Below are 26,825 nucleotides of genomic sequence, written 5' to 3'. Positions count from 1 at the left end.
CCGTGCGTATGATGACGCAACGGAACCCGGCCACGACATACATGTACAAATCCAGGAAACGCCTGCTGATCCTCGACGCGGACGGCACCACCATCGACGCGTTTTCCGCCATCGAAGCCGCCTTCTCGCGGCACGGACTGGACATCGGCGACGAAGCGCGGTTCCAGAAGCGCCACAACCTCTTCAAATACCTGGGCGGGCTGAAGGAATTCCCCTCGATCATCAAGAAGAACCTGCGCAAGAACAGCCGGGCCCGGCTGGTCGACAGCCTCACGGAAGTCTATCGCGAGGAAGCGGCCATGTACGAAGGCATTCCCGACCTCGTGCGGGAACTGGTCGCCGCGCCGGACGTCGTCGTCGGCATGGTCACGCGCAACATCACGAACGAACCGCTGGAAACGCTGCGCCAGCTGTTCCAGCGCCACAACGTCGACATCAACGCACTCGACTTCCTCGTCCACATTCCGCTCTCCGAAAAAAAGACGAGCCAGTTCCGCGCCATCCGAGAACAGTTCGGGATCAATCCGGCGCGCGCCTATGTCTGCGGCGACGAGCACAAGGATTTCGCGGCCGCGATCGGCACGGGCATGCATCCGTTCATGGTGTCGTACGGCTTCGAAGACTACGACCGGCTGACGGAAAAATTCGAGATTCCCCACGAGCTGATCTCGCGCACATCCGGCGAACTGTGCCAGCGCGTGCGCCATGCGCTCGATCTCGGCACGCGCCGCGCCGGCGCGGTCAGTACGCGTACCAGAACAACAGCGCGCTGACGACGCCGAACATCCAGTAGTCGACGGGCGCGCCGGCGAACCAGCGCTTGTGCCAGGGGACCAGTTCGCGCTTGAAGCGGCGCCAGCCGAACGCGGGATTGACGACGAACCACAGGTAGTCCTCGACGATCCAGAACAGCATGACGGCGCCCAGCGCACGCGCCTCCAGCGGCAGCGACCACTGTCCCATGAACGCCAGCGGAAAATGGAAGATGACGCCGATGAAGGAAAACATCCACGCGTGGTAGCCGGTCAGCGCGCGGCCGCCCCAGAAGATGTCGAGCAGCGGATGGTCTTCGATGCGCCATGTGGGCAGGTTCGCCGCCCATCCCGCATCGCCTTCGATCTCGACTTCGACGCGGGCGAAGACATACGCGGCCACGACGATGGCGGCCAAGGTCGCGACGAACTGGCCGGCATGGGAAAGTTCAAACACTGGCATCGACGGGTTCGTTCTGCTTCAGGATGGCGGCAAGCACGGCGGCCGCGGCATACGGCCGCCCCAGCGCCCTGGCCCGGACGCGCATCGTCTCGAGTTCGTCCGGATGGGCCATCAGGTAGCGGACGCGGTATTCCAGCGACGGCGCATCGAACGCCTTCAGGGCCGCCCCATACTCCAGCAAGAAATTGGCGTTCCTTTCTTCCTGCCCGGGAATCGACGCGTTCACGATCATCGGCAGGCCCATCGCGAGGCATTCCGCCGTCGTCGCACCGCCCGGCTTCGTGATCGCCACGTCGGCACAGGCCATCAGGCGTTCGACCCGGTCCGTAAAGCCGTGCGGCACGAGCCGGCCCGGATGGGCGGCCGCGAGGCGCTGCAGCGCCGCCAGTTCGTCGGCGTTGCGTCCGGCCAGCACGATCAGCTGGAAATTGCCGGGAATCGCCAGCAGGCGCTGCGCCAGCGTGGACAGGCCACCCAGTCCCGCGCCGCCGCCCATCAACAAAAAGGTCATGCGGCCGGGATCGATGCCGAGTTCGCGGGCGCATTCGGCGCGATCCAGCCGGCAGGTGAACGCCGGCATGACGGGGATGCCGGTGACGTGGATCGTGTCTTGCGGGATGCCGTGCTTCGTCATCAGGAACGCGACCTCGTCGTTGCCGGCAAAATACCCGGCCATGTGCCGGTGCACCCACATGCGGTGCACGTCGAAGTCGGTCACCTGCACCCACACCGGGCAGGGCAAGGCGCCGCGCGCGATGTCGCGCGACAGGAGCTCGGCCGGCAGGAAGTGCGTGCAGACGATGGCGTCCGGTGCCAGTTGCGCGATCTTGTCGAGCAGCGGCGCGCAGTCGCGGCGTTCGATGCGGCGCCGCAGCCGGTGCGCCCAGCCGTCCGGCGCGGCGCCGTTAGTATATTGGTAGACCCAGCTCCACACGGCGGGCGCGCGCCGCACGAGCGTGATATAGAGGTCGGCGTAGACCTTACGCAGGCGCGGCGACGCATAGGCCGTAGCGTCGAGGTGGATCACCTCGTCGATGTCCGGCACGGCCAGCGCGCCGGCGCGGATCGCCTCGGCGACGCGGGTGTGGCCGGCGCCCGCGGGGACGCTCAGCACGAGGATGCGCTTGCCGGTCCTGCCTTCATCCTGCACCCAACGCCCGCCCATCGCTCGCCTTCGGTCATATTGATGAAGGGCACTGTAGCTGCCGATTATGACTCGGCCATGACCGGCGTGCGCCTCTTGCCAAGCACGGCGGCGCACGCGATCATGGGGCATGAACTCCTCCACCCCATCCCGCACCCTCGCCCACCTGGCCGGCCTGGCCCTGCTGCTGGCGAGCAGCGCCTGCCGCAGCGACGCGCCGCAGGCCCCGTCGACCACCGTGGACAAAGGCAGCGCCCCGCTGCTGGCGCGTATCGAAGCCGAGCGCGGCGATGCCGCCTGCGACGCGGACGACCAATGCCACACGATCGGCGTCGGCCACAAGGCCTGCGGCGGTCCCGAGCGCTACCTGGCGTGGTCGAGCAAGAACACGGACGGCACGCGCCTGCGCGCGCTCGTGTCCGAGCACGCGGCCGCACGCCGCGCCGAGGACACGAAAACGGGCATGATGTCGACCTGCTCCGTCGTCCCCGATCCGGGCGCGGCCTGCTCCGCCGGCCATTGCGTGCTGCGCGCGGCAAACGGCGGTCCCGGCGGCACGGCGCCTGTCGCCCGCTGATCGTTTCCCATAAAAGACAAGGCCGCGGCATACACCGCGGCCTTGTCGTTCGGGCCGCTTGTGGCGGCCCAAGGTCGGGCTGTAACCCGACGATTACTCGACCTTCGCCGGCTTGTTACCGGCGTTCTGGAACAGCGGGATAGGATCCGTCGTGTCGACTTCCACCATCGTCGTGCCGACCACGCTGCCGCCGGTCAGGTAGCTGACCGAACCCAGGTGGCGCTTGCCGGTCGGCAGGCCGGACCACGAGAGCGCCACCGAGGCGGTGCCGCCCACGGCGACCACGCTCGGGGCGATGGCCTTGAAGTTGCCGCCGGTCGCGGTGGGGCTCAGCACCCAGGTCGACAGCTTGTACGTGGCGCTGCCGCCCACCGGCGCGTAGCCGACGACGCAGACCTTGTAGTCGCCCGCCGGCGGGTTGGTCAGCGTCACCATCTCATTGGCCGTCTGGCCACCGCTGGAGCCGACGACGGTCGTGCCGCGCGCCACCACCAGGTCCAGGTCGGACAGGCCGCCGCCGCTCGTGTCGCTGTCGTACAGGGCGAAGCGGGCAGCCGAAGTGCCGTCCGGGATCGTGACGGTATGGACGTTCACGCCCGTGCCGCCGCCGCCCGTGCACACGCTGTTGGCCGTGTTCGGCGCGGTGACGACCGTCGAGTTGAACTCGGTGGCCGGGATCAGGCCGGACTTGGCGGTCGCCATCGCGCCACCGAAACCGGTGCCGACGGTGATCACCTTGGTGCCGGACGTCGCCTCGCTGGCCACCGTCGCCGGTGCGGCGATCGTGGCGGCGCGCGCCGTCAGCGGGCTGCGCACGGTACGCGTGCCGTCGCTCCAGGTCAGCTTGCCGTACACCCACGTGTTCAGCGGCGCGGTGGTGCGGGTCAGCTTGACCGTGAACGTGCCGGCCGCGCCCGGCGCCAGGTTCAGCGTGGCCGGATTCACGTCGACCGTGTAGCCCGGCAGCGTGGCGTTGGCGTTGTACGTCGCCGCGGCGGCGCCCACGTTCTTGACGGTGCGGGTCAAGGTCTGGATGCCCAGCACGCTGGCCGCCGTCAGCGACGGCAGGTTCAGGTTATACGGCTGGATGCTGCCGACGGCCGAGCAGGTCCCGGGGCTGAACACGTTGGTGATGCCGATGCCGCACAGGAAGCGCGCGTAGTCGACCGTGGACAGGTCGTACACGAGACCCGGATCGACGGCGACCGACGGCGCCACCTGGCCGGCGCCCTGGCCCCACGGCAGCGTGCCGGTCGTCCTGGCCGTGCTGTCCCAGGGGACTGCGCCGTTCTGGCCATCGTTGAAGGTGTCGTAGGCCGTCGTCATCAGGGCCGACTTGATCATCGCCGGGCTCCAGTCCGGATGGCGCTGTTTCAGCAGCGCGGCGATGCCCGCCACGTGCGGCGACGCCATCGAGGTACCGGTGTAGAACGCGAAGTCCTTGACCGTCGCCGCCTCGCCGCCGGCGACCGCGTCGCGCTGGGCATGGGTCAGGTCGGCGCTGACGGCGGCCAGGATGTCCGTACCCGGCGCCGAGACGTCCGGCTTCATGATGTTGGCGTTGGCCACGTTCGGACCGCGCGACGAACTGCTGTTCATCTGCGGTGCGACGATGTTCGGATCGACGATGCCGCGCAGATTGTTCAGTGCCGCGGTGGCGCCCGGCGTCGCCGCGTAATAGTCCTTGACCTTCTGGCCGTCTTCCTTCGTGATGTGGACGGTCGAGATGGTATGCGCCTGGTTCAGGATCGTCGTCGCGCCGCCGGCCACGTTGGTGATGATCACGCCCACGGCACCGGCCGTCTTGCCGTTCGCGCTCTTGTTGACGAGCACGTTGCTGCCGCGGTCGCAGACGAGGATCTTGCCCGTCACCTTGGCCGGGTCGAGCAGCGCGGCGACATTGTCGGCCGGGCCGAAACAGCGCGCCAGGTTGATGTCGGACGGGTCGACACCGGCCGCGCCCGCGTCCTTCGCGAGGATCAGCGGGGCCGACGGCGTGTTGGCGTTGCCGGACGCGCCGGTGACGGTCACGCCGTTGCCCAGCGCGACATCGCCCGCGTACGTGCGGTTGTGCGTGGAGTTGCCGACGGTGGTCAGCCACGGGCTGATGTGGGCGACCGGCGCCGTCGCCGGACCGGAGTTGCCGGCCGATGCGGCCACGAACACGCCGGCCGCCGCGGCGCCGAGGAAGGCGACTTCGGTCGGTTCGTTGAACGCGCCGCCGCCGGCGTTCGGGCCGATCGAGAAGTTAATGACGTTCACGCCATCCTTCACGGCCTGTTCGATCGCGGCCACGCTGTTCGACGTGGCGCAGCCGTTCGCGCCGGTCACGCCGTCGGTCCAGCAGACTTTATAGGCGGCGATACGGGCGCGCGGCGCCATGCCGGTGATCTTGCCCAACGAAAGACCATTGGTCTTGGCCGTCACATGCGCATTGCCGCCGGCCGTGCTGGCCGTGTGGTCGCCGTGGCCGCCATGGCCTTCGGCGCCGGCGACGGAATCGCGCGCCGACAGGAATTCGGTCCAGTGCAGCGTCTGCGTGGGCTGCTTGAACCAGCGCGCGCCGATCAGCTTGTTGTTGCAGTCGCTGGCGGAAAAGCCTTCGCCGGCCTGGCAGATGCCTTTCCAGGACGCCGGCGGGGCGTCGTAGGCGAGCTTGCTGCCGCTGCGGCTCGGATTGCCGTCCTCGTCGACACGGTCGGCGAAGCTGTCCTGCTCGGGCCAGATGCCGCCGTCGACGATGCCGATGATGATGCCTTCGCCGGCCTTGTCCTGGCCGCCCAGCTGGTCCCACAGGCCGCCCGGTTTGTCGAGGCCGAGGAACGTGGGGGTATAGCTCGTGTCGAGCTGCAGGATCGAGTCGGCCGAGATGCTGGCCACACCGGGATTCTTCTTGAGGGAGCGGACCTCGGCGTCGGTCAGCATCGCCGAGAAACCGTTGAACACGACCTTGTATTCGTTGGTGACCTGGGCCTGGCTGATGGTGGAGAGGACGTCGGCCTTCTTCGCTTCCAGATAGTTGATGTAGTTCTGGACGCTGGACGCGTCGACGTCCAGGCGCTGGCCGGCGGCCGGCTTGGTGGCCTGGAGGCCGCTGACGGTGCCGTCGTAGGTGGCGACCGGCTTGTCGGCCAGCTGGACGATGTAGGAACGGCGGATTTCGCCGTCGGCATACGCGTGGGTGGCCGCGGCGACGGTCAGCGCGAACAGGACGGCCGAAGTGATGGGACGCAGTTTCATGGTCGGTACCTCGGCGGGTCAGGCGTTGTTGGACGAAGCGGCGGACTTGCGGCGGCGCGACAGCAGCGCACCCAGGCCCAAGCCGATCAGTGCCAGGCTGCCCGGCTCCGGGACTTCGGCCAGCGCGAGGTTGTCGATGGCGAACTGGCGCTGGTAGGCCGTCGGATCCACCGACGGGTCCGTCGCGACGGTGCAGCCGCCGATGCCGTCGAACAGGCAGGCGCGGATCGTCAGGCTCGTCAGCAGGGTATTGCCGAAGGCGGTGGGCAGAACGGCGGTATCGAACAGCGGATTGCCGCTGCTGTCCGTGCCCGCGAAGTCGAGCGCCAGGCCGACCGTGGTGCCGTTCGCGAGGTTGCCGGTCAACTGCAGCTGGCCATACGAATAGTTCGCCAGACTGCCGAACGGCGCAACGAAACCGAAGTCGAGGCTGCGCACGCTGAACTGGCCGCCGTCGTTCTTGCTGACCGTGACGCTGCCGCCGTTCAGGCCCTGGTAGAAATGGCTCGTGTTGTTGGTCGGGCAGCCGCCCAGCGCGCAGCTCGTCGGGTCCATGCCGTTGATGAGCATGCCGACGGCGCCGCTGGTCCCGCCGAAATTGTCGACCGCCTGCAGCGTGTAGCCGGCCTCCGCGAGCGTGTCGCCATCGACGTAGATGGCGTCGGGGCTCAGGGATTCGAAGTTCACCACGGAGGCCGTGGCGGGTGCCGTGGCCAGCAGCGCCAGCGCGGCGGCAACGCCAAAGACCAGTTTATTCAGCCCGGGTAGGGCACGGGAAACGCAAGAAGTCGGATTGGTTGTCATGTCTCTCGCCTTGAAGTGGACGCACCGAGGGATACGGCACGTTCGTGTTTTTTTACCAACTACACGACTTTTGACTTTAGCAAGAAAACAATTGTTGTTCTAAAAAATGTACCCGAATTAACTATTGTATTGAAGATTTGACATTGAACAAAATTCGGCTTTCCCTATGGAATCGGCCACTATGCCGGACGAAAAGTTGTCGCTTTTTAATTACAAATTATTGCGAGTTTAAATGTTACTAGACAGACATCGAGAAATATGATAATTGATCTACAATATATCCCCCTTGAAACTATTTGCTTTTTCATCAGAGTAATGCGTAGCGTCCTGAACTGCCCATGCCGCCAGGCGTACGGCGCCCTGCTCGAGTGGCTGGAGCAGCTGGAGCGGCAAGGGTTCGATCTGGCGCGACTGGAGATGACGCGGCTTAGGCGTACTGACAACACTCGGCGCCGACGGCGGCGCAAACGCTTGCCAAGGGCGTGTTATTTACGGAAACTAGTTATTTCATTTTTGTAATGACTGCCGTCGATGCCGAGCTTTTCCCGCGCCCGGAGGGCCAGCGCATGAAGACCGCCGCGCGCGTGTCGCGCCTGTATGAAGTCATGGACCTGATGCTGGACTCGGTCGGCGATCCGCTCGCATTGAAATCGCTGGCGGCGTCGGCCAGCTATTCGTCGTTCCACTTCGACCGCATCTTCCGCGAACTGACCGGTTTCTCGGCCGTCGAATACCAGCGCAAGCGCCGCCTGCGCCGCGCCGCGCACCTGCTGCGCCACGAACCCGACGTGCCCATCGTGCGCATCGCCCAGGATTGCGGCTTCCCGTCGAACGCGGCATTCGCCAAGGCGTTCAAGCAGCAATTCGCGATGTCGGCCAAGGCGTGGCGCGAAGGGGGATGGCGTCAATACATGGACCAGCAGGTCGGCCGCGAGAGCGACGTCAGCTTTTTTGTGGCCGAGCCGGACGACCTGGAAACGATCCTGGCGCCCTACTGCCCGCCCGAGCCGGGCACGGTCGCCGCGCGCATCGCCGTGCGCAACCTGCCGCCGCTGTTGCTGCGCTATCAGCGCTTCTTCGGCCAGTCCGGCGCGGCGCTGTCGTTCGCCTGCCACGACTTCATCCAGGAACGCGAACAGGCCGACGGCCTGCCCGCCACGACCGCCTGGTACGGCGTGTTCGACGAAGACCCGGGTTTCACGGGCGAGCGCGAATATTGCTACGACTTCGGCTGCGCCGACGACGCCGTGCTCGATCCGGGCCTGGGCCTGCGCGTGCTGCCGCCCGGCAGCTACGCCTGCCTCGACTTCGACGGCGAATGGCCGCGCTTCCGCTCCATGTACGAGGATTGGCTCGACAAACAGGCCGTCTGGCGCCTGGACAGCACCCGCCCGCACATCCAGAAAGTCGAGCGGACGGTCGAAGGGCGCTGGCGCGGCTGGCTCGCGCTGCCTGTCAAGAAACGTTGATCACCAGTCGAAGTCGTCGGGGATCTTGAAGTCCTTGTAGGGATCCTCTTCACCTGCCGCGACGGCTTCGGCGGCCTTGTTGACGCGCACGACACGATCCGGCGCCCGTTCCGCGATCTTGTCCGCGATCACGCGCGGCACCAGTTCGAAGCCGCCCGCATGGGCGACGATGGACAGGCGGCCCGCCACCAGGTGGTCGCGCACGGCCGCGGAGACGTGGATGCGCTCGATCTTGGTGCCGATCGTGAAGTGATAAGCGACGTCGAGGTTGCCCTTGCCCTTGGGCTGGCGATTAACCTGGATCATCTGCGCGATCTGCGCCTCGACGGCCTTGGCGGCCGCGGCCGCATCGCGCTGGGCGTTCAACGCGCGGGCGCGCTCGGCCTGCTGACGCTGGGCCTCGGCGACCGCCTCCTTCGTCTCGTTGACGCTCTGCACGCCGGTGCGACGCTCGATCTTTTGCTGCTTGGCCTTTTCCTGGTTGGCGACCTTGACCTTCTTCTTGTCGACCAGCCCGGCCTTCATCAGCTGCTCCTGCAGGGAAACCATGCATCACTCCAAATAACAGTCACGGGAATCCTCCAGCATAGCAAACCTGACGGCTTCGCAACAGTCGATCAGTCGGCCTGCGCCAGGAAGAAGCGCAGCATCTCGGCCGACGCGTTCGGGCCGGACGCATCGGTGTACGAACCGGCCGGATCGCCGCCCGCCCACGCGTGACCGGCCCCGTGCACGATCCAGTGTTCGGCCACCACGCGCCCGTCATCGTCCAGCGCCGTCGTGCGCGTGTGGCCGCGGCCCGCGCCGGCAGTGCCGCGTTCCTCGATCTCGCGCACGGTCCCGTCGCCCAGGAACTGGCGGATCAGCACCTCGCCGTTGGACGGATGCACGACGGCATCCTGGTCGCCATGGAACACGATCAGCGGCACGCGGCGGCGCAGGGTCCGGCTCGCGCCGCCCAGGTGCTTGCCCTTCATCGCATTCAGGCCCGACATCAGGTCGCGCGCGGCGCCGACCGGCAGGCCGGAGTGCACGCCGACGGCCGCATACAGGTCGGGATACGCGGCGCCCATGACGGCCGCCATCGCCCCGCCCGCCGACAGGCCGGCCACGTAGACGCGGTCCGGGTCGGCGCCATGTTCGCGCAGGACGTCGCGCGTCATGCCGGCGAGCAGGGAAGGCTCACCCTGCTCGCGCTGCTGGTGCGCCGCGTCGAACCAGTTCCAGCAGTTCGAACTGTTGGCGCCGCGCTCCTGATCCGGATACAACACCAGGCAGCCATGCTCCTCCGCCAGCCGGTTCATCGCGGTGCCGGCCGCGAAGTCGCCGGCGCTCTGCTGGCAGCCGTGCAGCATGACGACGAGCGGCCGCGGCCCGGACGCGGCCCGCGCCGGCACATATAAACGGTAGCGGCGCGTGCCGGCCCCGTTACTAAACGACCCGGCGAGGAACTGGCCGGGCGCGTCCGGCGTGGGCGACTTGTGCGGACGCGTGTGCCGCGCGTCGAAGCGCGCGCGCCAATCGCCGGACGGTATGTTGTTCAGATCGGCGAAGGGCGCACGTGCGCCCGGCTGCGCGCCCGGCATCAGCCCGGCGTTGCGCAGCGCGTCCTGGATCAGCGCGGTGGCCGCGGCCGGGTCCTTGCCCTGGCCCGAGCGGACCGCGCCCAGGATGTTTTCGACAAATTGTTCATAGGGTTTCATGGTGTTCCTCAGGAATGGATGCGGTCCGCGAGTGCGGACTTGACGGCGGCCGGGGCGAAAAACGCGCCCAGCACCTGGAGCGACGCGATCGCCGCACGCGCCAGCTCGGGCGTGACGTCGTCGTCGATGGTGGCGAGGCCGAGTACGTGGATGTCGAGCTGTTCGCCGGCGGCGACGCTCGCTTCCAGTTCCGCCTTCGTATAGCGCTGCATGCCCATGACGAAGCGCTTGCGCGTGACCGTCTGGCGGATCGCCTCGCCGTGCTGCTGCAATTGGTTGCGGATGGCCGTGCGGACGAAATCCGTGCGGTTGGTATAAAAACCTTCCGCCACGAGCAGGTCCATCTGGGCGAGGTCGACCAGGCCCAGATTGATCGTGACCTTGTCCGTGTCGGGGAATTTGGGTTTTGTTTCGACGAGTTTCATGGGGTCTCCGCGTGTTTATACGCCTATTATACTCCAACCAGAGTATATACGGCTTATAACCATGAATCATCGAATTGTTTTATAATATGCCTTCCGGATATATACCCGGTCCACCGCTTTTTCCTCCCACCCCACGCCCGGCAAACCGCCGCGCGCCCGCCACCCCAGGACCCCCATGGCCAAAGAAGAACTCATCGAAATGGACGGCATCGTCCAGGAAATCCTGCCCGACTCGCGCTTTCGCGTCGACCTGGACAATGGACATAAACTGATCGCTTACACGTCGGGCAAGATGCGCCAGCACCACATCCGCATCCTGGCGGGCGACCGCGTGACCTTGGAAATGTCGGCGTACGACCTGAGCAAGGGCCGCATCACGTTCCGCCACATCGAAAAACGCAACGCGGCGCCGGCGCGCCGCCCGACGTACCGCCGCTGACGTCAACCCTGCTCGGCGGATGTCATTTTCACGAAGCGTGTGAGCACGAGCACGGGCAGCGCCGACAGCACGACCCACAGGAAGAAGTGGCGATAGCCGAGCAGTTGCTGGATGTCGCCGCTGACCACCTTCGACAGCACGAAGCCCAGCTGCATGAAGCCGGACCCCAGCGCATAGTGCGCGGTCTGGTAGCGGCCGGGCGCGATCACCTGCATGATGAACAGGATCATGCCGACGAAACCGAAGCCGTAGCCGAACATCTCCATCGACAGCGCCACCGTGGTCAAGCCAAGGCTGGACGGCTGCATCGTGCTCAGATACCAGAACACGAGATTCGGCACGTTCATCGCCAGGATCAGCACGAGCATCGCGCGCTTGAGGCCCACGCGCGACGTGAACCAGCCGCCGAGGATGCTGCCGGCCAGGAAGGCCGCCGTGCCGGCCGTGCCGTAGATCGCGCCCACTTCCTGCGTCGAGAGCCCGAGACCGCCGATCGCGCGCGCGTCGCGCAGGAACAGCGGACCGATCGTCTGCACCTGCCCTTCCGCGAGGCGGAACAGCAGGATGAACACGATGCCCATCCAGATGCCCGGCTTGGCGAAGAAGGCGCGCACGACGTCCACCAAAACGGCCACCGTGCCGCGCATGGATGCGCCCGCGGCGGCCGGCGTGAGCGTCCCCGGCAGCGCCCACGCGTGATACAACCCCAGGCCCGCCAGCAACCCGCCCAGCAAGCCGAACACGGTCGCCCACGCGGCCGGCGCGCCGACGCGCTGTTCCAGGAACCCCGCGAGGATCACGAGCCCGCCCAGCGACAGGAATTTGGCGCCGTTGAAGAACGCGCCCTGCCAGCCGGCGTACGCGGCCTGCTGGCGCGCGGACAAGCTCGCGATATATAAACCGTCGGCCGCGATGTCGTGCGTGCTGGACGCGAGCGACACCACGGCCAGCAGACCGATCGCCAGCGCGAACCACGCGGGCAGCTGCAGCACGAGCGCGAGGGCCGCGAGCGCGATCCCGCCCGTGACCTGCAGCACGACGACGACGCGCTTCTTGCTGGCCGCCAGTTCCAGGAAGGGACTCCACAACGCCTTGAACACCCAGGCAAGCCCCAGCATGCCGGTCCAGCGCGCGATCTGCTCGTTCGGCACGCCCATGCTCTTGAACATCAGCCCGGCGACGAGGGCGACGGCGTAGAACGGCAGGCCCTGCGCGAGGTACAGGGAAGGCACCCACGCCAGCGGATGGCGCGCTTGTCCGCGTCCGGCGGGTGTCAGGTGGTCGGGACGGAGGCTATCCATGGGAGTCCAGTGCGATGACGACGGTTGCGCTCTTGCGGCCGCGCGTGTCGAAGGTGGCGACCTTGAACTCGGCGGCGTCCGGCCCGGCTTCCACCGGCGCCACGTAGCGCGGGCTGGCGGCATCGGGCTCGCTGCCGTCCAGAGTGTAATGCAGCGCGAGGCCCGGCAGGGCGACATTCGCGTGGACCGTCCGGCCATGGGCGACGGCGCCAGGCGGCGGCAGACGATAACCGTAGGCCAGCGGCGCGCGGTCGAGGCGCGCCAACTCTCTCTGGCCGAGGCGGTTGGCGAATTCGTTCCACGCGTCGTCCATGGCGCGGGCACGCGCCGCGGCATCGTCGATGGCGCACCAGCCGGGATCGGGCGCCCACGCCCGTTCCGCCAGCGCCACCAGGCGCGGCGCGGCCAGGTATTCGATGCGGTCGCGCGTGCGCGCATTCTCGCCCCACAGCTGTCCCTGCAGGCCGACGATGCGGCGCCGTCCTTCCGGCGTCAGGCGCGCCATCGCGGCCAGGCGCTCGGGCGGGACGGCCTGCCCCATCGGGTCGTCGGCGGCGCTGACGATCATGTCCAGCGGGCAGAAACCGAACGCGTGGCGCGTCTCCACGAAACCGGCCCAGTAATAGCCCGGCTCCTGCGGGTCCTTGGCGTAGGCGAGATCGAAATACAGGTTGGCGGCGTTCGCCAGCACCACGTCGTAGCCGGCGTTGGCGAGGCGGTACGCGACGTCCTCCTTGCCCGAGCCCCATGCGTTATTCCACGCATAGACCTGGAAGCCGGGGCCCGCGAAGCCCGGATCCGGCTGCGGCGTGACGCCGCCGCCCGCCGCAGTGTCGTCATACGCCAGCGCCGTCTCTTCCCAACCCGCGAACACGAGGCCGTGGCGCGCCAGGATCGCGCGGCAGCGGCCGACGAAGTCCGCGTGCAGCTGGCCCACCTGCGTCCAGCCGCGTTCGCGCATCAGCGCCTGGCAGCGCGGCGAGCCTTCCCAGGCGCCGAGCGGCACCTCGTCGCCACCCGTGTGGATGGCCTTCAGGGGCACGCCGGCCTCGCGGTACAGCGCGGCCACGTGGGCCACGACAGTATCGATGAAACGGTCGACGGACGGCAGCGCGATGCAGATCACGTTGTCGCGCCACAGCTGCACGGATTCGTAGACGGAGGCGTCGTACGGATCGCTCAGCAGATAACGTTCGGCGCCTTCGATATCTCCCTGCGCGCGCAGGCGGTCGTGGCGCGCGCGCATCGCCAGCACGGCCGCCCGCGCGTGGCCCGGCAGATTGAATTCCGGGATGACCTCGATGTGGCGCGCATGCGCGTAACGCAGGATCGCGATGAAGTCGTCCGCGTCGTAGCAACCCGTGCCGGAGGACGTCTCCACGTCGGCGCCGGAACCGAACGATGGCGGCAAGGGACCGCCATCGAGCGGCAGGCCATGGCCGCGGGCCACGCCCCGTTTGCTGCCGATGTCCGTGAGTTCCGGCAGCGCGTCGATCTTGAGGCGCCAACCCTCGTCGTCCGTCAGGTGCAGATGCAGACGATTCAATTTGTAGCGCGCCATGCAGTCGAGCAGGCGCCGCACGGTGTCCACCGGCGCGAAGTGGCGCGCCACGTCGAGCATCATGCCGCGGTAGCCGAAGCGCGGCGCGTCGAGCACGCGGCCGCACGGCAGGGAGCCATCGTCGTCCAGCAGCTGGGCCAGCGTCTGGATGCCGTTGAACACGCCATGCGCACTGGCGCCGCGCACGAGGATCGAGCCCTCGCGGATGTCGAGACAGTAGGCCTCCGGCCCCTCGGCCGCCCCTGCGGTGGCGACCGCCGCACCGATCTCCAGCAGGATGCGTGCGCCCTCGCCTTGCGGCAGGCCAGCCAGCACTGCACGCAGCAGCACCGCTTCGCCGGCCAGCGCGGCCCCTGCATCGACGCCGCTCGCGGCCGACAAGCGGCAACGTTCCGCGCTCAAACGCGCCGAGATCGGCGTGGGCGTGATGCGGCCCACCTCCTCGGCCGGCAGCAGGCGCAGGCCGGCGTTCTCGCGCCAGCGCCAGGCCGCGTCGGCCGGCGGCAGCATGTCGCGCGCATGGCGCTGCAGCTGTTCCGGCCGCGCGAACGGATTGATCTCCGGATCGCCCAGGTCGACCGTGCGTCCGCTTGCCTCGACGAGGTAGAAGCCGAGCGGCGCGTCCGTCACGCTGATGGCCCAGAATTGGGCTTCGTAGCGCACGTCCAGCAGCTCGCCCGGCAGCCACGCCCCACCGCCCGGGCGGCGCAGCGCGAACAGGTCGCCGTTGACGTGTTCGATGTCGAAGCCCGCGCTCACGCTGCCTGCCAGCACGCGGCGGCACGTGTTGAAATACACGGCCCACCCCGATGCGATCGGCGCGCCCGACACGTTGGTCAACGTCAGCCGCGCCGCGAACACCTCGTCCGCGACGAGGTTGGACAGGCATTCCCACGACACCGCGACCGCGGCGCCGTCCAGCGATTCCCGTTGCGACACGATCAGAGCTTGCCGCGCAGGCCGAGGTAGAAGGTGCGGCCGTTCGAGTAAAAGGCGCGCGGCTGGTCCTTGTTTTCGGCGTACATCTTGATCGTCTCGTTCGTGAGGTTCAGCGCATCGAACGTGACGGTCAGATGTTCGTTCAGCTTGAAGTTCACGGACGCCGCCAGCGACGGCATCGAATCGACGTGCTGGCTCGCGCCGCGGTCGACGCCGGCCTTGTACGACGAACGGTAGCTGTACGCGAGACGCGCGGAGAAGCGGTCGTTCTCGTAATAGCCCGTCACGTTGTACGTGTTCTTGGACGCGTTGAGCATCTCGCCGCCGCCATCCAGTTCGCCGTCCGCCCACGTGTAGTTGGTGAGCACGCCGAAGTTGTTCCACACCGGCTGCTGCCAGCTGAGTTCAACGCCTTTGTTCGTGGCCTTGGTGTTGTACGGCGACGTGATCTGGTAATCCGTGAACGCGCCGCGCTTGTTGTTGTAATAGCTGCCCGTGCTCGTGCCCTGCGCGACGATGGAGCTGAAATCCATGTAGAACAGGCCCGCCGACAGCATCGCCTTCGGCATGTAGTACCACTCGGCCGACAGGTCGTAGTTGACGGAGCGGATCGGATCGAGCTTGACGTTGCCGCCGCTGCCCGACAGCGCGTCGTCGTTCAGCGACACCGAGCCGCCCAGCGCGCTGTAGTCAGGCCGCGCCATCGTCTTGGCGATGCCGGCGCGGACGACGAGATCGGAACGCACGTCGAACTTCACGTTCGCGCTCGGCAGGTAGTCGCGGTATTTGCGTTCGTACGTCGTCGGCGTGTACGGACCGAACGCGGAACCGGTGATCGGGTTCGGTCCGCCCGGCAGGTTCACGACGGTCGTCTGGCGCGTCTCGACGGCGCGCACGCCGAAGTTGCCGCTCCAGCCGTCGCCGCCGATATCGGCCATGCCGTAGACGGCCGCCGTCTTCTCGCCCACCTTGAATTCGTCCAGCCAGTTGTGGCGCAGCGTGAAGTCGAGCAGGCGGTTGCCCGGCACCGCGCCCCAGGCGCCGAGGGCCGCGCCGTCGTACTTGAAGTAGTTGTTGTAGACGCTGCCGCCGAGGTCCGAGCCGAAGTCGCCCGGATACATCTGGCCGCTCCATGCCGGTCCCGGATTCGAGAAGCCGTTCGGGCCCGGACGGGTTTCCAGCGGGTGTTCGGCGGTGCGCTTGTGGTCCGTCCAGCGCGTGCCGAAGCGCACGGCCTGGATCCACGGGTTGTCGTGCAGACGCCATTCGCCGTCGATCTGCGCGTACTTTTCCTTGTCGACCGATTGCGCTTCGCCGCCGCCCGCCCATGCCGTCGATCCGGGCTTCGTCGTGTTCCCGCCCGGGTAGCTCACGGTGGCAGGCGTCATGCCGTTCAGCGCGTACACCATGCCGCCGTCGACGTTGTTCTGGTAGTAGACGTCGCTGTGGTCGAAGCCCACGCCGTGGGTGCGACCGAGCTTGCCCGTGAAGCTCAGGTCTTCCGTCACGCGCCAGCGGCCGTTCAGGTCCAGGTACCACGATTCGCCGCCCGCATCCGGACGGTAGATGTTGTCGACCTCGCCCGAGTTGCTGGAGAACGCGGCGCCGACGAGGGTGCCGTTGCGGATCACGGGGTTCGTCGGAATCAGGTTCGCACTGTTGATCGAGTTCGCGGGCGCGGCCAGCCAGTTCGTGTTCTGGTGCGGCGCCTTCAGCTTCGAATAGAAGCCGTTCAAGTCGATGCCGAAGTCGCGCGACGGCTTCGCTTCGATGTCGAACGCGCCGCCTTCGCGCTTCTTCTTTTGCTCGAACAGCGCGGCGCCGATGAAGGTCGGGACCTTCACGCCCACCAGCGACGGATTCGCGATGGCGGCGGCGCTCGTCGCGCTGACCGGGGTGTAGCCGAGGATCTCCTGGCCGTCGCGGCGCACGCTCTGCTTTTCCGAAAAGCCCTGCAGCAGCACGCCGAAATTATTCGCCGGGTTCTTCCAGCTCACGAGGGCCGACACCTGCGGCTCCGTCTTTTTCGCGAGGTCGTTGTAGTTGGCCTGCACGGACGCTTCCACCGTCAGGGGCTGGCGGAAGTCGAGCGGTCGGCGCGTGATCACGTTGATGGCGCCGGAGACGCCGCCCTCGACGAGATCGGCGGTGGCGCTCTTCTGCACGACGACGGAGCCCACGAGTTCCGACGGCAGCAGCGAGAAGCTCGACGAACGTCCCACGTTGCCGCCGTACTGGTTCAGCACGAACCAGTCGCCCGTGCTGATGGCGTGGCCGTTGAACAGCGTCTGCTGCAGGCTGGGGCTCGTGCCGCGCAGGCTCACGCGGTCGTTCTCGCCGAAGCCGCCTTCTCCGCCCGCGGACGATTGCGTGTTCACGCCGGGCAGGCGCTGGATCGCGTCGGCCACGTTCTTGTCGGGCATCTTGCCGATGTCCTCGGCCGTCACCACCTCGACGACGGCATCCGCATTGCGCTTCTGGCGCAGCGATTGTTCGAGCGCGGCGCGCACGCCCGTCACGATCACGGTCTGCGTCGCCTTCGCGTCGTCCTGCGCCCGCGCCTCGGCCGCGATGCCCGTCACCAGTACCGCCACGGCGCTCGCGATCGCGGTGCGCGTCACGATATTCCGTCCCATCTGCTGTCTCATGTGCTCTCCCAAAACTGTGGTAATCAAAGAACCTTGCCAGTTTCGAATTCGTGGACGCTGCAGCGTCTCTCGTCTTCGTATGGGGCGCATTGTCTCGTTGAAATTCCGAGCATGTTTGTCAAATCTTGCTATCGCGAACCCGCGCGTCATATTTTTGACACACGGACTCAGCGCCGGAAAATCCACAGCAGCAACGAGATGACGATGGAGATGATGAGGCAGGTAACGATGGGGAAGTGGAAGCTGAAGCCGTCCCGCACGACGTGGATGTCGCCGGGCAGGCGGCCCAGCGGCAGCCGGCGCAGCCAGGGCCAGGCAAGCCCCGCGGCGAGCAGCACGAGGCCGAGGACGATCAGGAGTTTTTGCATGGCGCCAGTCTAGCAGGCGCGCAGCGGCAGCGAGGTCGTTCGAGAAGCGCAGCTGTGCGGAAGTACGGCGGGCATCGCCGGACGCGCCGTCCGCGACGATCGTGCGACGCGCAGCAGGTCGTTGCGACGTTCCCTTTCGTACCGCCTGAAAATTCAGGTTGCGCTAGACTTCCCCTCAGCCTGTATGGCCCCGGTGGGGCCTACACCTTCAAATTTATTTTGGACAAAAGGGGAAAGCATGCCTACCACCTGGATCGTATCCGCCGACGCGGGCCGCGCACGCATCTTCGCCGAATCGGACCCCAAGCAGCCGTACATCGAAATCGAAGACATGGTCAGCGCCAATGCCCGCCTGCGCGACATCGACATCAACACGGACCGCCTCGGCCCGACCTCGGCCGGCCAGAGCATCCACAACACGGGTGGCGCCACGCCGAACAAGCAATACCAGCCGGCGCAGACGCCGGAACAGCATGACGCCGAATTCTTCGCCAAGGACATCTGCGCCTTCCTGCTCAAGGGCTGGCAAGAGCAGCGCTTCCAGAAGCTTGAGCTGGTGGCCGAGCCCAAGTTCCTGGGCGTGCTGCGCGGGCAGCTGGACAACCAGCTCAAGCCGCTCGTCGACCTGGAGCTGAACAAGGACTACAGCCACTGCAACGCGCACCAGCTGCGCGAGCAGCTGCAGGCGCAGAAGACCAAGTTCTGAATCAAGCCAGCGCCAGCGCCCGCCGCGACTGCACGCCGATCCGGAACACGCCGACCGACGCGGCCAGGCGCCCGGCCTCGTCGCGCATCGCGCTGGCCGCGGCGGCCGCTTCCTCGACCAGCGCCGCATTCTGCTGCGTCACCTGATCCATCTGCGTCACCGCGACGTTGATCTGGCCGATGCCGGCCGTCTGCTCGCGGCTCGCCGACGTGATCTCGCCCATGATGTCGGTGACGCGCTGCACGCTCGTAACGATTTCCTGCATCGTGGCGCCGGCCTGTTCGACGAGGCGGCCGCCCGCCTCCACGCGCTCGACCGAATGCTCGATGAGCTGCTTGATTTCCCGCGCCGCCCCGGCCGAGCGCTGTGCCAGATTGCGCACCTCGGACGCCACGACGGCGAACCCGCGGCCCTGCTCGCCCGCGCGCGCCGCTTCCACGGCCGCGTTCAGGGCCAGGATATTCGTCTGGAACGCGATGGCGTCGATCACGCCGATGATCTCGGCGATGCGGCGCGACGAGGCGCTGATCTCGCCCATCGTGCCGACCACCGCGCGGATCACGTCGCCGCCGCGTCCCGCCACGCCGGACGCCGTCTCGGCCAGCGTGTTCGCCTGGCGCGCATTGTCCGCATTGTTCTTCACGTTTGACGTCAGTTGCTCCATCGACGCCGCCGTTTCTTCCAGCGACGACGCCTGCTGCTCGGTACGCGCCGACAGGTCCTGGCTGCCGGCCGCGATCTGGTTCGATGCCGTCGCGATCGTGTCGGTGCCGCGGCGCACCTCGCCGACGATGCCGGCCAGCGACGTCGTCATCGCCTGCAGCGCCGCCAACAGCTGCCCCACCTCGTCGTCGTGTTCGATGTGCACGGTCTGGGTGAGGTCGCCGGCGGCCACGCTGCGCGCCAAGCGGACGGCTTCGGCCAGCGACGCGCCGATGTCGCGGATCAGCAACATGGCAACAAAACCGCCCGCCAGCGCGCCGAACACGATCAGCGCGACCGACAGATTGCGCGTGCGCTCGTAGCGCGCCAGGGCCGCGTCGTACTGCGCCTTCGCGACGTCCAGCTGCAGCCGCACGAGCGCCTGCATGTTCTTTTGCGCCGGCAGATAGCGTTCCTTCAGCGGGCCCTTGACGAGTTGCTTGAGGCGTTCGGGATCGTTGCCGCGCAGTGCGGCCATGGTCGGCTTGAGGCCTTGCTGGACGAAGGCCGTGCGGCTGTCGATGAACTGCTGTGCCAGGACTTGTTCTTCCGGCGTCAGGTTGGTCGCCTTGTACTTGTCCCACAAACCGCTGATCTCGGCGATGCGCGCCTCGACTTCGGCGATGACGGGACCGTTGTCGGCGTCAAGCGTCAGCGCCGCAGTCGACAACGCATTCTGGTTCTGCAGCATCAACGTCAGGATGTGGCTCAGCCGGTCGAGCGGCAGGACGCGGTCGTTGTAGACCCTGCCCAGCGCGGCATTCGTCGCGCTCTGGTTGACGAGGCCGACGATGCCGACGAGGAGGGAAACCGCACTCAACAGTACGGTCAGGAAGATGAGGCGGGTCTTGATGCTGAGGTGTTTGAGCATGGGTTTGGCTGTGCCGTTCGCAACGGTGATGGACGCAGCCAAAACTGTAGAGCAGATTCCCCCATATCGAAACCAATTTGTTGCCAACCAGCTACAAAATAGCGCAAACTCCGCTCAACATACACCGATCCGCACCGAATTGATGCGATGTTCACTTTTTTGGTGCGCAGCAACCAAAACGGTGCGGTCCAGCTTGAACACGCTGACCGCCTCGGCCAGGCTGCGCGCCTGTGCCTGCATGGACTCCGTGGCGGCCGCGGCTTCCTCGACGAGCGCGGCGTTCTGCTGCGTCACCTGGTCGATTTGATGGATCGCCGCGCCGACCTGTTCGATGCCCGCGCTCTGCTCGCTCGACGCGGCCGAGATCTGGGCCATGATGGCCGACACGCGGCGCACGCTGGCGACGACTTCCTGCATCGTCGTGCCGGCTTCGCCGACGAGACGCGAACCGGTGGCGACCTTGTCCACCGAGTCGCCGATCAGTTCCTTGATCTCGCGCGCCGCCGCCGCCGAGCGCTGCGCCAGCGTGCGCACCTCGCTCGCCACGACCGCGAAGCCACGGCCTTGTTCTCCCGCGCGCGCCGCTTCCACGGCCGCGTTCAGGGCCAGGATATTCGTCTGGAACGCGATGCCGTCGATGACGCCGATGATGTCGACGATCTTCTTCGACGACGCGTCGATGGCGCCCATCGTCGCGACGACCTGCGCGACGACGTCGCCGCCGCGCGCGGCGACGCCGGAGGCCGATGCCGCCATCTCGTTGCCCTGCTGCGCATTCTCGGCGTTCTGGCGCACGGTGCCCGTCAATTCTTCCATCGACGACGCGCTCTCTTCCAATGCCCCGGCCTGCTGTTCGGTGCGCGAAGACAGGTGGTGGTTGCCCAGCGCCACCTCGCTGGCGGCGGTGGCGATGGTGTCGGCGCCGCTGCGCACGCGCGTCACCAGCGCATTCAGGTTCGCGTTCATGGTCCGCAGCGCGGCCATCAGTTCGCCCGTCTCGTCGCGGCTTACGGCCTCGATCCGGCTCGTCAGGTCGCCCTGCGCGACCGCGTTGGCCAGCGCCACCGCCCGCTGCAACGGGCCCGTGATGCTGCGCGTGAGCCACCACGCCAGCGCCGCGCCCAGCAGCAGTGCGACGACGCCGACGCCGGCCAGCAGCAGGCGCCCGCTCGCGGCGACGTCCTCCACGTGCGCCTTGGCGTCGTCGAAGACCCGTTTCTGATACGCGGCCAGGTCGCCCGCCGCCGCCTCGTACGCAGTGAGCGCCGGATTCATCCCGGCATCGGCCGCGCGTTCGACGGCGGCCGCGTCGGCCGTGCCGCCATCCTTGAGCGCGAACAGCTCGTTGCGCGCCAGCGTATAGGCCTTGCGCTGCGCATTGAGCTTGTCCAGCAACGCCTTGCCTTCCGCGCTGACGATGAGACGCTGCAATGCCTCGTCGATGGCGTTGATGTCCGCGCTGTTCGCCTTCATCTTGACGTTGATGCGGTCGCGATCCTGCGCGTCCGCAGCGCGCAGGCGCACTTCGGTCAGGGCACGGTTGATGCGGGTATCGGCCAGCCAGCGGTCGGACAGGCGGGCCATGCGGATGACGGCGTCCATGTCGGCGGTGGCGCCGACCACCTGCTGCAGGCGCAGCGTACCGACGACGGTCAGCATCGCCGCGAGCGCCAGCACGGCGCCGAACGCGAGCCCGAGTCGGACGCCGATCTTCAGATTCCGAATATTCATGTGCACCTCGACGACGATGACAACACTGCGCGATAAAGCTGCGGATGCGCGCGGCGGGTCGGGGCGGCGGGCCGGAGCGGTGACTGGAGGCGTAGGTTGGGCCCGACGGACGGACGCCTGCGTGGGCGGGGCCGTATCACGCTTCGATCATACACGCGCCATTTACGGATGGAACGAATAGTTGCAACATCGCAACGCAATTTCGGCGAGGCATTCCGTAACGATTGCCGGTATAACGTTAGAATTCCGGATTCCGCTTTGTCACGGGCTTGCCATGTCGGGTCGTACCTCATCCACGTTCCAGCAACCGCCGCGCCGCCGGTTGGCCGCCGCCGCCCTGTCGATGGCATTGTCGCTATGGACCGGAACGGCGCGCGCGGCCCCGCCGCGGCCCGTGCTGCTGGGGATCGACGGCGAATTCGGCCTGGACAATTCGACATCGGCCCAGGCCGTCGAACTGGGCATGCGCGCGGCGATCGCCGAGATCAACGCGGCGGGCGGCGTGCTGCACGGCCGGCCGTTGGAACTCGTCGTCAAGGACCACCGCTCGATCCCCGCGCGCGGCATCCGCAACATCCAGGAATTCGCCGCGACGCCCGACCTCGTGGCCGTGTTCGGTGGCCGCTTCAGTCCCGTCGTCATCGAAGAGCTGCCGACGCTGCGTGCCACGCACACCCTATTCATGGCGCCGTGGTCCTCGGCCGACGTCATCGTCGACAACGACATGCGCCCGAATTACGTGTTCCGCCTGTCGCTGCGCGATTCGCTCGCGATGCCCAGACTGCTGCAGGCGGCGCGGCGGCGCGGCCTGCAGCGCATCGGCCTGCTGCTGACCAACACGTCCTGGGGCCGCAGCAATGCCGAGGCGGCGAGCCGCGCGGCTTCCCTCCAGCCGGCCATGAAGATCGTCGGCACGTCGTGGTACAACTGGCGCGACACGAGCCTCGTCGACAAATACCAGCACCTGCGCGCGGCCGGCGCCCAGGCCATCCTCCTCGTCGCCAACGACGACGAGGCGGCGATCCTCGTGCGCGAGGTGGCCGCGCTGCCGAAAGAACAACGCCTGCCGATCCTGAGCCACTGGGGCGTAACGGGCGGCGACTTCGCGGCCCAGGCGGGACCGGCGCTGCAGCAGGTCGACCTGTCGGTGATCCAGACGTTCAGCTTCTTCCGCGCCGACCCGGCGCGCGTGCGGCGCTTCCTCGACAGCGCGGCGAAGGTATCGAAGGTCCGGCGCATCGAGGACATCAAGAGCCCCGTGGGCGCCGCCCATGCGTACGACCTCACGCATCTCCTGGCGCTGGCGATCGCCCGCGCCGGCAGCACCGACCGCAAGGCCGTGCGCGACGCGCTGGAACATCTCGGCACGGTCCGCGGCCTCGTCAAGACGTATGCGCCGCCGTTCACGCCGGCCCGCCACGAAGCGCTGGGCCCGGAGCAGTTGCTGCTGGCGCGCTACCGCGCCGATGGCGTGCTGGTGCCGGCCGACGACTGATATGACCGAGCCTTTCGTCCCGGCCAGCCTGTCGCGCCGCTTCGCGATCGCGGCCGCGATCCTGACGGCGGCCGCCGTGCTCTTGATCGCCGGCGTCTCGTTCTGGCTGATCGACCACCAGCGCGCACAGGCCAACGCCTTGCTGCTGCAGCGCGAGGTCGCCTTCCACGCGACGACGGTCGGGCAGAATCTGCAGGCGGTCGCCACGCGCCTGCACGAAGTGGGCACCAGCCCGATCCTGGCCACGGCGCTCGTCGACAGCGCCGGCAAGGAAACCTATCTGACGCCGTTCCTGCACGGCCTGCGCCAGATGAACGGCGTCCCGCTGCGGCTGATGTTCACGGATTTCGAGGGCAAGGAAATCGCCGACAACGGCATGCCCGGCTTCACCCCGGCCGACCTGGCCTGGCTGCGCACGCGCCTGAACAGCAACGACGAGCGCGCCGCGCTGCAGACCGGCCCCGCGGGCGATGAAATGATCGGCGTCATCCTGCTGCGTTACTCGCGCACGCACACGCCCGAGGGCGCCCTGATGTACAAGGTGCGGCTGGCCGACCTCAAGCCGGTGCCGTGGGCCGTCCTCGCGGCCGCGCCCGCGCGCACGTCCGCCGGCGGACACGAGATCGCGGCAGCCGTGCCGCTGCCGCCGCAAATGGCCCACCTCGGCCTGGTGCTGCGCGAGGACGAGCGCCGCCTGCCGCTGCCGCTGGAATCGGCCGGTCCGGACTACCTCCTGATCCTCCTGGTCGCCTGCTTCCTCGCGCTGCTCGTGTTCATCCTGGCGTCGCGGCTGGCGTTCGGCCTTACGCGCGACCTGCGCCGCCTCGAGACGTTTTCCGCCAGCCTGGGCGACGACATCGGCAACCAGCGCGCGCCGCTCGAAGGCTCGCGCGAAGTCGTCAGCCTGGCGCGCGCGCTGAACCGCATGCTCGACCGCCTGTACGAACAGCGCACGCGGCTGGAAGCGGAGCGCCGCAAATTCCTGCAGCTGGCGAACAACATCCCGCAGCTCGTGTGGATCGCCGACCCGGACGGCAACATCGTCTGGTTCAACGACCGCTGGCACGAATTCACGGGCAGCCCGCCGGGCAACGTCGGCGCGGACGAGTGGCACCGCTATCACGATCCGGAAGTCCTGCCCCAGGTGATGCGGCGCTGGAAGGAAGCCCTCGCCAGCGGCAATATGGCGCAGATGACCTTCCCGCTGCGCGGCGCCGACGGCCGTTACCGCAGCTTCTTCACGTCGGTGGCGCCGCTGCGCGACGACGGCGGCCACATCGTCCAGTGGTTCGGCACGTGCACCGACGTCACCCCGCTGGAACGGGCGGAACGGGCCGTACGCTACAGCGAGGAGCGCCTGCAGCAAGGCCTCGTGGCCGCGCGCATGGCCGTGTGGGAGCGCGATCCGCACAGCGGCAAGGTGACCTTCTCGGCCAACCTGCACAGCGTCTTCGGCAAGAACTGGCACAACATCGCCGAGCTGCACAAGCTCGTCCATCCGGACGACCGCCAGTCCTTGCGCGACACGGTCGAGCAGGCGATCCGCGCCAAGGGCGAATACCGCGCCACCCCGCGCATCCGCCGCGCCGACGACGGCCGCCTGGCCTGGATCGACGTGCGCGGCCGCCTCGGCCTCGGCGCCGACGGCCGCAGCACCGTCGTGCACGCCGTGGCGATCGACATCACGGAACGCAAGCGCGCGGAAGAAGCCCTGCAGCTGGCCGACCAGCGCAAGGACGAATTCCTCGCCATGCTGGCGCACGAGCTCAGAAACCCGCTGGCGCCGATCTCCAGCGCGGCCGACATGCTGCGCCTGGCCTATGCGGGCGAACCGCGCGTCAAGCAGATCAGCGACATCATCGCGCGCCAGGTGGCCCATATGGGTCACCTGGTGAACGACCTGCTGGACGTCTCGCGCGTCACGCGCGGCCTGGTCACCGTGACCCGGCAGCCGCTGGACCTGCGCCGCGCCGTCATGGAAGCGGCCGAACAGGCGCGCCCGCTCGTCGACGCGCGCCGCCACGTCCTCGACGTCAGGCTGGGCGCGGAGCCCGTGATGGTGGACGGCGACCACACCCGCCTCGTGCAGGTGGTCGCGAACCTGCTCAACAACGCCGCCAAGTACACGCCGGAAGGCGGCCGCATCGAGGTCGACCTGGAAGCCGCCGACGGCCAAGCCTTCCTCGCGGTGCGCGACAACGGCAACGGCATCGGCCCCGATCTGCTGCCCGTCGTGTTCGACCTGTTCACGCAAGGCTCGCGCACGCTCGACCGCGCCCAGGGCGGCCTGGGCCTCGGCCTGGCTCTCGTGCGCAAGCTCGTCGAACTGCACGGCGGCCAGGTCGACGCGGCCAGCGCGGGGCCGGGGCGCGGCAGCACCTTCACCGTCACCTTGCCTTTGCTGGACGTCAAACCGGGGTCAGAGCCCGTTTTTGAGAAATTGCCTCAAACCGGGCTCTGACCCCGGTGGTTCCTGTCAGCGATTCACCGTCCCCATCGTCGCTTCCGGATACCGCATCCCCGCCGCCGCCCCGCGCGGAAAAATCGCCTCCAGCTCCGTCAACTGCGCCGGCCCGAGCTCGATGTCGACGGCCTCCACGTTCTCGTCCAGGTAGGCGCGGCGCTTGGTGCCGGGAATCGGCACGATGTCCGGGCCCTGCGCCAGCACCCACGCCAGCGCCAGTTGCCCCGGCGTGCAGCCGGCCTCGCGCGCCAGCTCGCCCACCTTGTCGACGAGGGCGATGTTCTTCGCGAAGTTCGCGCCCTGGAAGCGCGGGCTGTTCTTGCGGTAGTCGTCCGGCGCGACATCGTCCGGCGCGCGGATCCCGCCCGTGAGGAAGCCGCGGCCCAGCGGGCTGTATGCCACGAACCCGATGCCGTGGCGGCGGCACGCGTCCAGCACGCCGTCTTCCGGGTCTCTCGTCCACAATGAGTATTCGCTCTGCAGCGCCGTCACCGGATGCACCTTCACGGCGCGCTCGATGGTCTGCACGGATGCCTCGGACAGGCCGACGTAGCGCACCTTGCCCGCGCGGACGAGGTCCGCCAGGGCGCCCATCGTGTCCTCGATCGGCGTGTCCGGGTCGACGCGATGCTGGTAATACAGGTCGATCGTGTCGAGTCCCAGGCGCTTGAGACTGCCCTCGCACGCGGCGCGCACGTAGTCGGGCCGCCCGCAGACGCGGAAGTCGCCCGGATTCTCGGGCGTGCGCCGGACGCCGAACTTGGTGGCGATGACGAGTCCCTCGCGCCGGCCGCGGATCGCGCGGCCCAGCAGGCTCTCGTTCGTGTGCGGGCCGTACATGTCGGCGGTGTCGAACAGCGTGACGCCCGCGTCGATGGCGCGCTGGATCGTGGCGATCGACTCGGCGTCGTCGCGGTTGGCATAGAAATCGCTCATGCCCATGCAGCCCAGGCCGATGGCGGAGACGTGCAAACCCTGGTTACCCAACTGGCGTATCTTCATCGCGATCCCCAGGTAGATGTC

At 67.6% G+C, this 26,825-nt stretch carries 21 protein-coding genes; 7 read left to right on the top strand and 14 right to left on the bottom strand.

The features are described from left to right. The first annotated feature begins 41 nt into the window (after positions 1–41). Positions 42–773, top strand: a complete 732-nt coding sequence (locus BVG12_RS23070) for an HAD family hydrolase (RefSeq protein WP_075794438.1) — start codon at positions 42–44, stop codon at positions 771–773. Here the strand turns inward: BVG12_RS23070 and BVG12_RS23065 are convergent. Further along, positions 742–1,215 (bottom strand): hypothetical protein, encoded by a 474-nt coding sequence (locus BVG12_RS23065; RefSeq protein ID WP_075794437.1) that lies wholly within the window; start codon positions 1,213–1,215, stop codon positions 742–744. The two genes, BVG12_RS23070 and BVG12_RS23065, sit on opposite strands and share 32 nt — an antisense overlap. Continuing rightward, positions 1,202–2,380: an MGDG synthase family glycosyltransferase gene (locus tag BVG12_RS23060; RefSeq protein WP_075794436.1), complete on the bottom strand. Its 1,179-nt coding sequence runs from the start codon at positions 2,378–2,380 to the stop codon at positions 1,202–1,204. The genes BVG12_RS23065 and BVG12_RS23060 overlap by 14 nt, the downstream gene beginning before the upstream one ends. Before the next feature lie 109 nt (positions 2,381–2,489). On the opposite strand from BVG12_RS23060, the gene BVG12_RS23055 reads away from it, so the two are divergent. After that, on the top strand, positions 2,490–2,936 hold the full coding sequence (locus tag BVG12_RS23055; protein ID WP_075794435.1) for a hypothetical protein: 447 nt from the start codon (positions 2,490–2,492) through the stop codon (positions 2,934–2,936). 93 nt (positions 2,937–3,029) lie between these two features. On the opposite strand, the gene BVG12_RS23050 is transcribed toward BVG12_RS23055, so the two are convergent. Then, entirely contained in the window at positions 3,030–6,176 is a 3,147-nt protein-coding gene (locus BVG12_RS23050) for a S8 family serine peptidase (protein WP_075794434.1), read from the bottom strand. Between the two features lie 18 nt (positions 6,177–6,194). After that, positions 6,195–6,980 carry an NF038120 family PEP-CTERM protein gene (locus BVG12_RS23045; RefSeq protein ID WP_075794433.1) on the bottom strand — a complete coding sequence of 262 codons (786 nt, stop codon included), beginning with the start codon at positions 6,978–6,980 and terminating at the stop codon, positions 6,195–6,197. A 566-nt stretch (positions 6,981–7,546) separates the two neighbouring features. On the opposite strand from BVG12_RS23045, the gene BVG12_RS23035 reads away from it, so the two are divergent. Beyond that, on the top strand, positions 7,547–8,449 hold the full coding sequence (locus BVG12_RS23035; RefSeq protein ID WP_075796518.1) for a helix-turn-helix domain-containing protein: 903 nt from the start codon (positions 7,547–7,549) through the stop codon (positions 8,447–8,449). On the opposite strand, the gene BVG12_RS23030 is transcribed toward BVG12_RS23035, so the two are convergent. From BVG12_RS23030 to BVG12_RS23020, 3 genes are all read right to left on the bottom strand, one after another. Continuing rightward, on the bottom strand, positions 8,450–8,998 hold the full coding sequence (locus BVG12_RS23030) for a DUF2058 domain-containing protein (protein ID WP_075794431.1): 549 nt from the start codon (positions 8,996–8,998) through the stop codon (positions 8,450–8,452). Positions 8,999–9,066: 68 nt separating this feature from the next. Continuing rightward, a complete protein-coding gene (locus tag BVG12_RS23025; protein WP_075794430.1) occupies positions 9,067–10,152 on the bottom strand; it encodes an extracellular catalytic domain type 1 short-chain-length polyhydroxyalkanoate depolymerase in 1,086 nt (361 codons plus the stop codon). Positions 10,153–10,160: 8 nt separating this feature from the next. Beyond that, a complete protein-coding gene (locus tag BVG12_RS23020; protein ID WP_056435134.1) occupies positions 10,161–10,577 on the bottom strand; it encodes a ribbon-helix-helix domain-containing protein in 417 nt (138 codons plus the stop codon). A 175-nt stretch (positions 10,578–10,752) separates the two neighbouring features. Here BVG12_RS23020 and infA point away from each other — a divergent pair, with 175 nt between their 5' ends. Further along, positions 10,753–11,016 (top strand): translation initiation factor IF-1, encoded by a 264-nt coding sequence (gene infA / locus BVG12_RS23015; protein ID WP_056129853.1) that lies wholly within the window; start codon positions 10,753–10,755, stop codon positions 11,014–11,016. 2 nt (positions 11,017–11,018) lie between these two features. On the opposite strand, the gene BVG12_RS23010 is transcribed toward infA, so the two are convergent. The 4 genes from BVG12_RS23010 to BVG12_RS22995 all read right to left on the bottom strand — a co-directional run bounded on the left by BVG12_RS23010 (position 11,019) and on the right by BVG12_RS22995 (position 17,833). Further along, on the bottom strand, positions 11,019–12,317 hold the full coding sequence (locus BVG12_RS23010; RefSeq protein ID WP_075794429.1) for an MFS transporter: 1,299 nt from the start codon (positions 12,315–12,317) through the stop codon (positions 11,019–11,021). Then, positions 12,310–14,817 (bottom strand): family 20 glycosylhydrolase, encoded by a 2,508-nt coding sequence (locus tag BVG12_RS23005; RefSeq protein ID WP_229503691.1) that lies wholly within the window; start codon positions 14,815–14,817, stop codon positions 12,310–12,312. Before BVG12_RS23005 ends, BVG12_RS23010 begins: the two co-directional genes overlap by 8 nt. Positions 14,818–14,819: 2 nt before the next feature. After that, on the bottom strand, positions 14,820–17,465 hold the full coding sequence (locus BVG12_RS23000; protein WP_075794428.1) for a TonB-dependent receptor: 2,646 nt from the start codon (positions 17,463–17,465) through the stop codon (positions 14,820–14,822). Positions 17,466–17,632: 167 nt separating this feature from the next. Further along, positions 17,633–17,833, bottom strand: a complete 201-nt coding sequence (locus BVG12_RS22995) for a DUF2905 domain-containing protein (RefSeq protein WP_075794427.1) — start codon at positions 17,831–17,833, stop codon at positions 17,633–17,635. A gap of 238 nt (positions 17,834–18,071) precedes the next feature. Here BVG12_RS22995 and BVG12_RS22990 point away from each other — a divergent pair, with 238 nt between their 5' ends. Next, positions 18,072–18,539, top strand: a complete 468-nt coding sequence (locus tag BVG12_RS22990; protein WP_075794426.1) for a host attachment protein — start codon at positions 18,072–18,074, stop codon at positions 18,537–18,539. A 1-nt stretch (position 18,540) separates the two neighbouring features. On the opposite strand, the gene BVG12_RS22985 is transcribed toward BVG12_RS22990, so the two are convergent. Together BVG12_RS22985 and BVG12_RS35555 are read right to left on the bottom strand one after the other, a co-directional pair. Beyond that, the gene (locus BVG12_RS22985) at positions 18,541–20,112 is read right to left on the bottom strand and encodes a methyl-accepting chemotaxis protein (RefSeq protein ID WP_075794425.1); all 1,572 of its coding nucleotides are present in this window, start codon (positions 20,110–20,112) and stop codon (positions 18,541–18,543) included. A gap of 114 nt (positions 20,113–20,226) precedes the next feature. Then, a complete protein-coding gene (locus BVG12_RS35555; protein ID WP_083685332.1) occupies positions 20,227–21,843 on the bottom strand; it encodes a methyl-accepting chemotaxis protein in 1,617 nt (538 codons plus the stop codon). Positions 21,844–22,117: 274 nt separating this feature from the next. On the opposite strand from BVG12_RS35555, the gene BVG12_RS22975 reads away from it, so the two are divergent. Next, positions 22,118–23,338 carry an ABC transporter substrate-binding protein gene (locus BVG12_RS22975; RefSeq protein WP_218921028.1) on the top strand — a complete coding sequence of 407 codons (1,221 nt, stop codon included), beginning with the start codon at positions 22,118–22,120 and terminating at the stop codon, positions 23,336–23,338. A gap of 1 nt (position 23,339) precedes the next feature. Beyond that, positions 23,340–25,799, top strand: a complete 2,460-nt coding sequence (locus BVG12_RS22970) for a PAS domain-containing sensor histidine kinase (RefSeq protein ID WP_075794424.1) — start codon at positions 23,340–23,342, stop codon at positions 25,797–25,799. Between the two features lie 15 nt (positions 25,800–25,814). Here the strand turns inward: BVG12_RS22970 and BVG12_RS22965 are convergent, their stop codons facing one another. Then, positions 25,815–26,804 carry an aldo/keto reductase gene (locus tag BVG12_RS22965; protein ID WP_075794423.1) on the bottom strand — a complete coding sequence of 330 codons (990 nt, stop codon included), beginning with the start codon at positions 26,802–26,804 and terminating at the stop codon, positions 25,815–25,817. Between the last annotated feature and the right edge of the window lie 21 nt (positions 26,805–26,825).

The sequence above is a fragment of the Massilia putida genome, assembly GCF_001941825.1.
Taxonomy (GTDB): Bacteria; Pseudomonadota; Gammaproteobacteria; order Burkholderiales; family Burkholderiaceae_D; genus Telluria; species Telluria putida.
This window is presented reverse-complemented; position numbering and strand designations above follow the sequence as displayed.

Coding starts and splice junctions, on each gene's coding strand:
- BVG12_RS23070 (WP_075794438.1), top strand. CDS start 42: ATGTACAAATCCAGGAAACGCCTGCTGATCCTCGACGCGGACGGCACC.
- BVG12_RS23065 (WP_075794437.1), bottom strand. CDS start 1,215: ATGCCAGTGTTTGAACTTTCCCATGCCGGCCAGTTCGTCGCGACCTTG.
- BVG12_RS23060 (WP_075794436.1), bottom strand. CDS start 2,380: ATGGGCGGGCGTTGGGTGCAGGATGAAGGCAGGACCGGCAAGCGCATC.
- BVG12_RS23055 (WP_075794435.1), top strand. CDS start 2,490: ATGAACTCCTCCACCCCATCCCGCACCCTCGCCCACCTGGCCGGCCTG.
- BVG12_RS23050 (WP_075794434.1), bottom strand. CDS start 6,176: ATGAAACTGCGTCCCATCACTTCGGCCGTCCTGTTCGCGCTGACCGTC.
- BVG12_RS23045 (WP_075794433.1), bottom strand. CDS start 6,980: ATGACAACCAATCCGACTTCTTGCGTTTCCCGTGCCCTACCCGGGCTG.
- BVG12_RS23035 (WP_075796518.1), top strand. CDS start 7,547: ATGAAGACCGCCGCGCGCGTGTCGCGCCTGTATGAAGTCATGGACCTG.
- BVG12_RS23030 (WP_075794431.1), bottom strand. CDS start 8,998: ATGGTTTCCCTGCAGGAGCAGCTGATGAAGGCCGGGCTGGTCGACAAG.
- BVG12_RS23025 (WP_075794430.1), bottom strand. CDS start 10,152: ATGAAACCCTATGAACAATTTGTCGAAAACATCCTGGGCGCGGTCCGC.
- BVG12_RS23020 (WP_056435134.1), bottom strand. CDS start 10,577: ATGAAACTCGTCGAAACAAAACCCAAATTCCCCGACACGGACAAGGTC.
- infA (WP_056129853.1), top strand. CDS start 10,753: ATGGCCAAAGAAGAACTCATCGAAATGGACGGCATCGTCCAGGAAATC.
- BVG12_RS23010 (WP_075794429.1), bottom strand. CDS start 12,317: ATGGATAGCCTCCGTCCCGACCACCTGACACCCGCCGGACGCGGACAA.
- BVG12_RS23000 (WP_075794428.1), bottom strand. CDS start 17,465: ATGAGACAGCAGATGGGACGGAATATCGTGACGCGCACCGCGATCGCG.
- BVG12_RS22995 (WP_075794427.1), bottom strand. CDS start 17,833: ATGCAAAAACTCCTGATCGTCCTCGGCCTCGTGCTGCTCGCCGCGGGG.
- BVG12_RS22990 (WP_075794426.1), top strand. CDS start 18,072: ATGCCTACCACCTGGATCGTATCCGCCGACGCGGGCCGCGCACGCATC.
- BVG12_RS22985 (WP_075794425.1), bottom strand. CDS start 20,112: ATGCTCAAACACCTCAGCATCAAGACCCGCCTCATCTTCCTGACCGTA.
- BVG12_RS35555 (WP_083685332.1), bottom strand. CDS start 21,843: ATGAATATTCGGAATCTGAAGATCGGCGTCCGACTCGGGCTCGCGTTC.
- BVG12_RS22975 (WP_218921028.1), top strand. CDS start 22,118: ATGTCGGGTCGTACCTCATCCACGTTCCAGCAACCGCCGCGCCGCCGG.
- BVG12_RS22970 (WP_075794424.1), top strand. CDS start 23,340: ATGACCGAGCCTTTCGTCCCGGCCAGCCTGTCGCGCCGCTTCGCGATC.
- BVG12_RS22965 (WP_075794423.1), bottom strand. CDS start 26,804: ATGAAGATACGCCAGTTGGGTAACCAGGGTTTGCACGTCTCCGCCATC.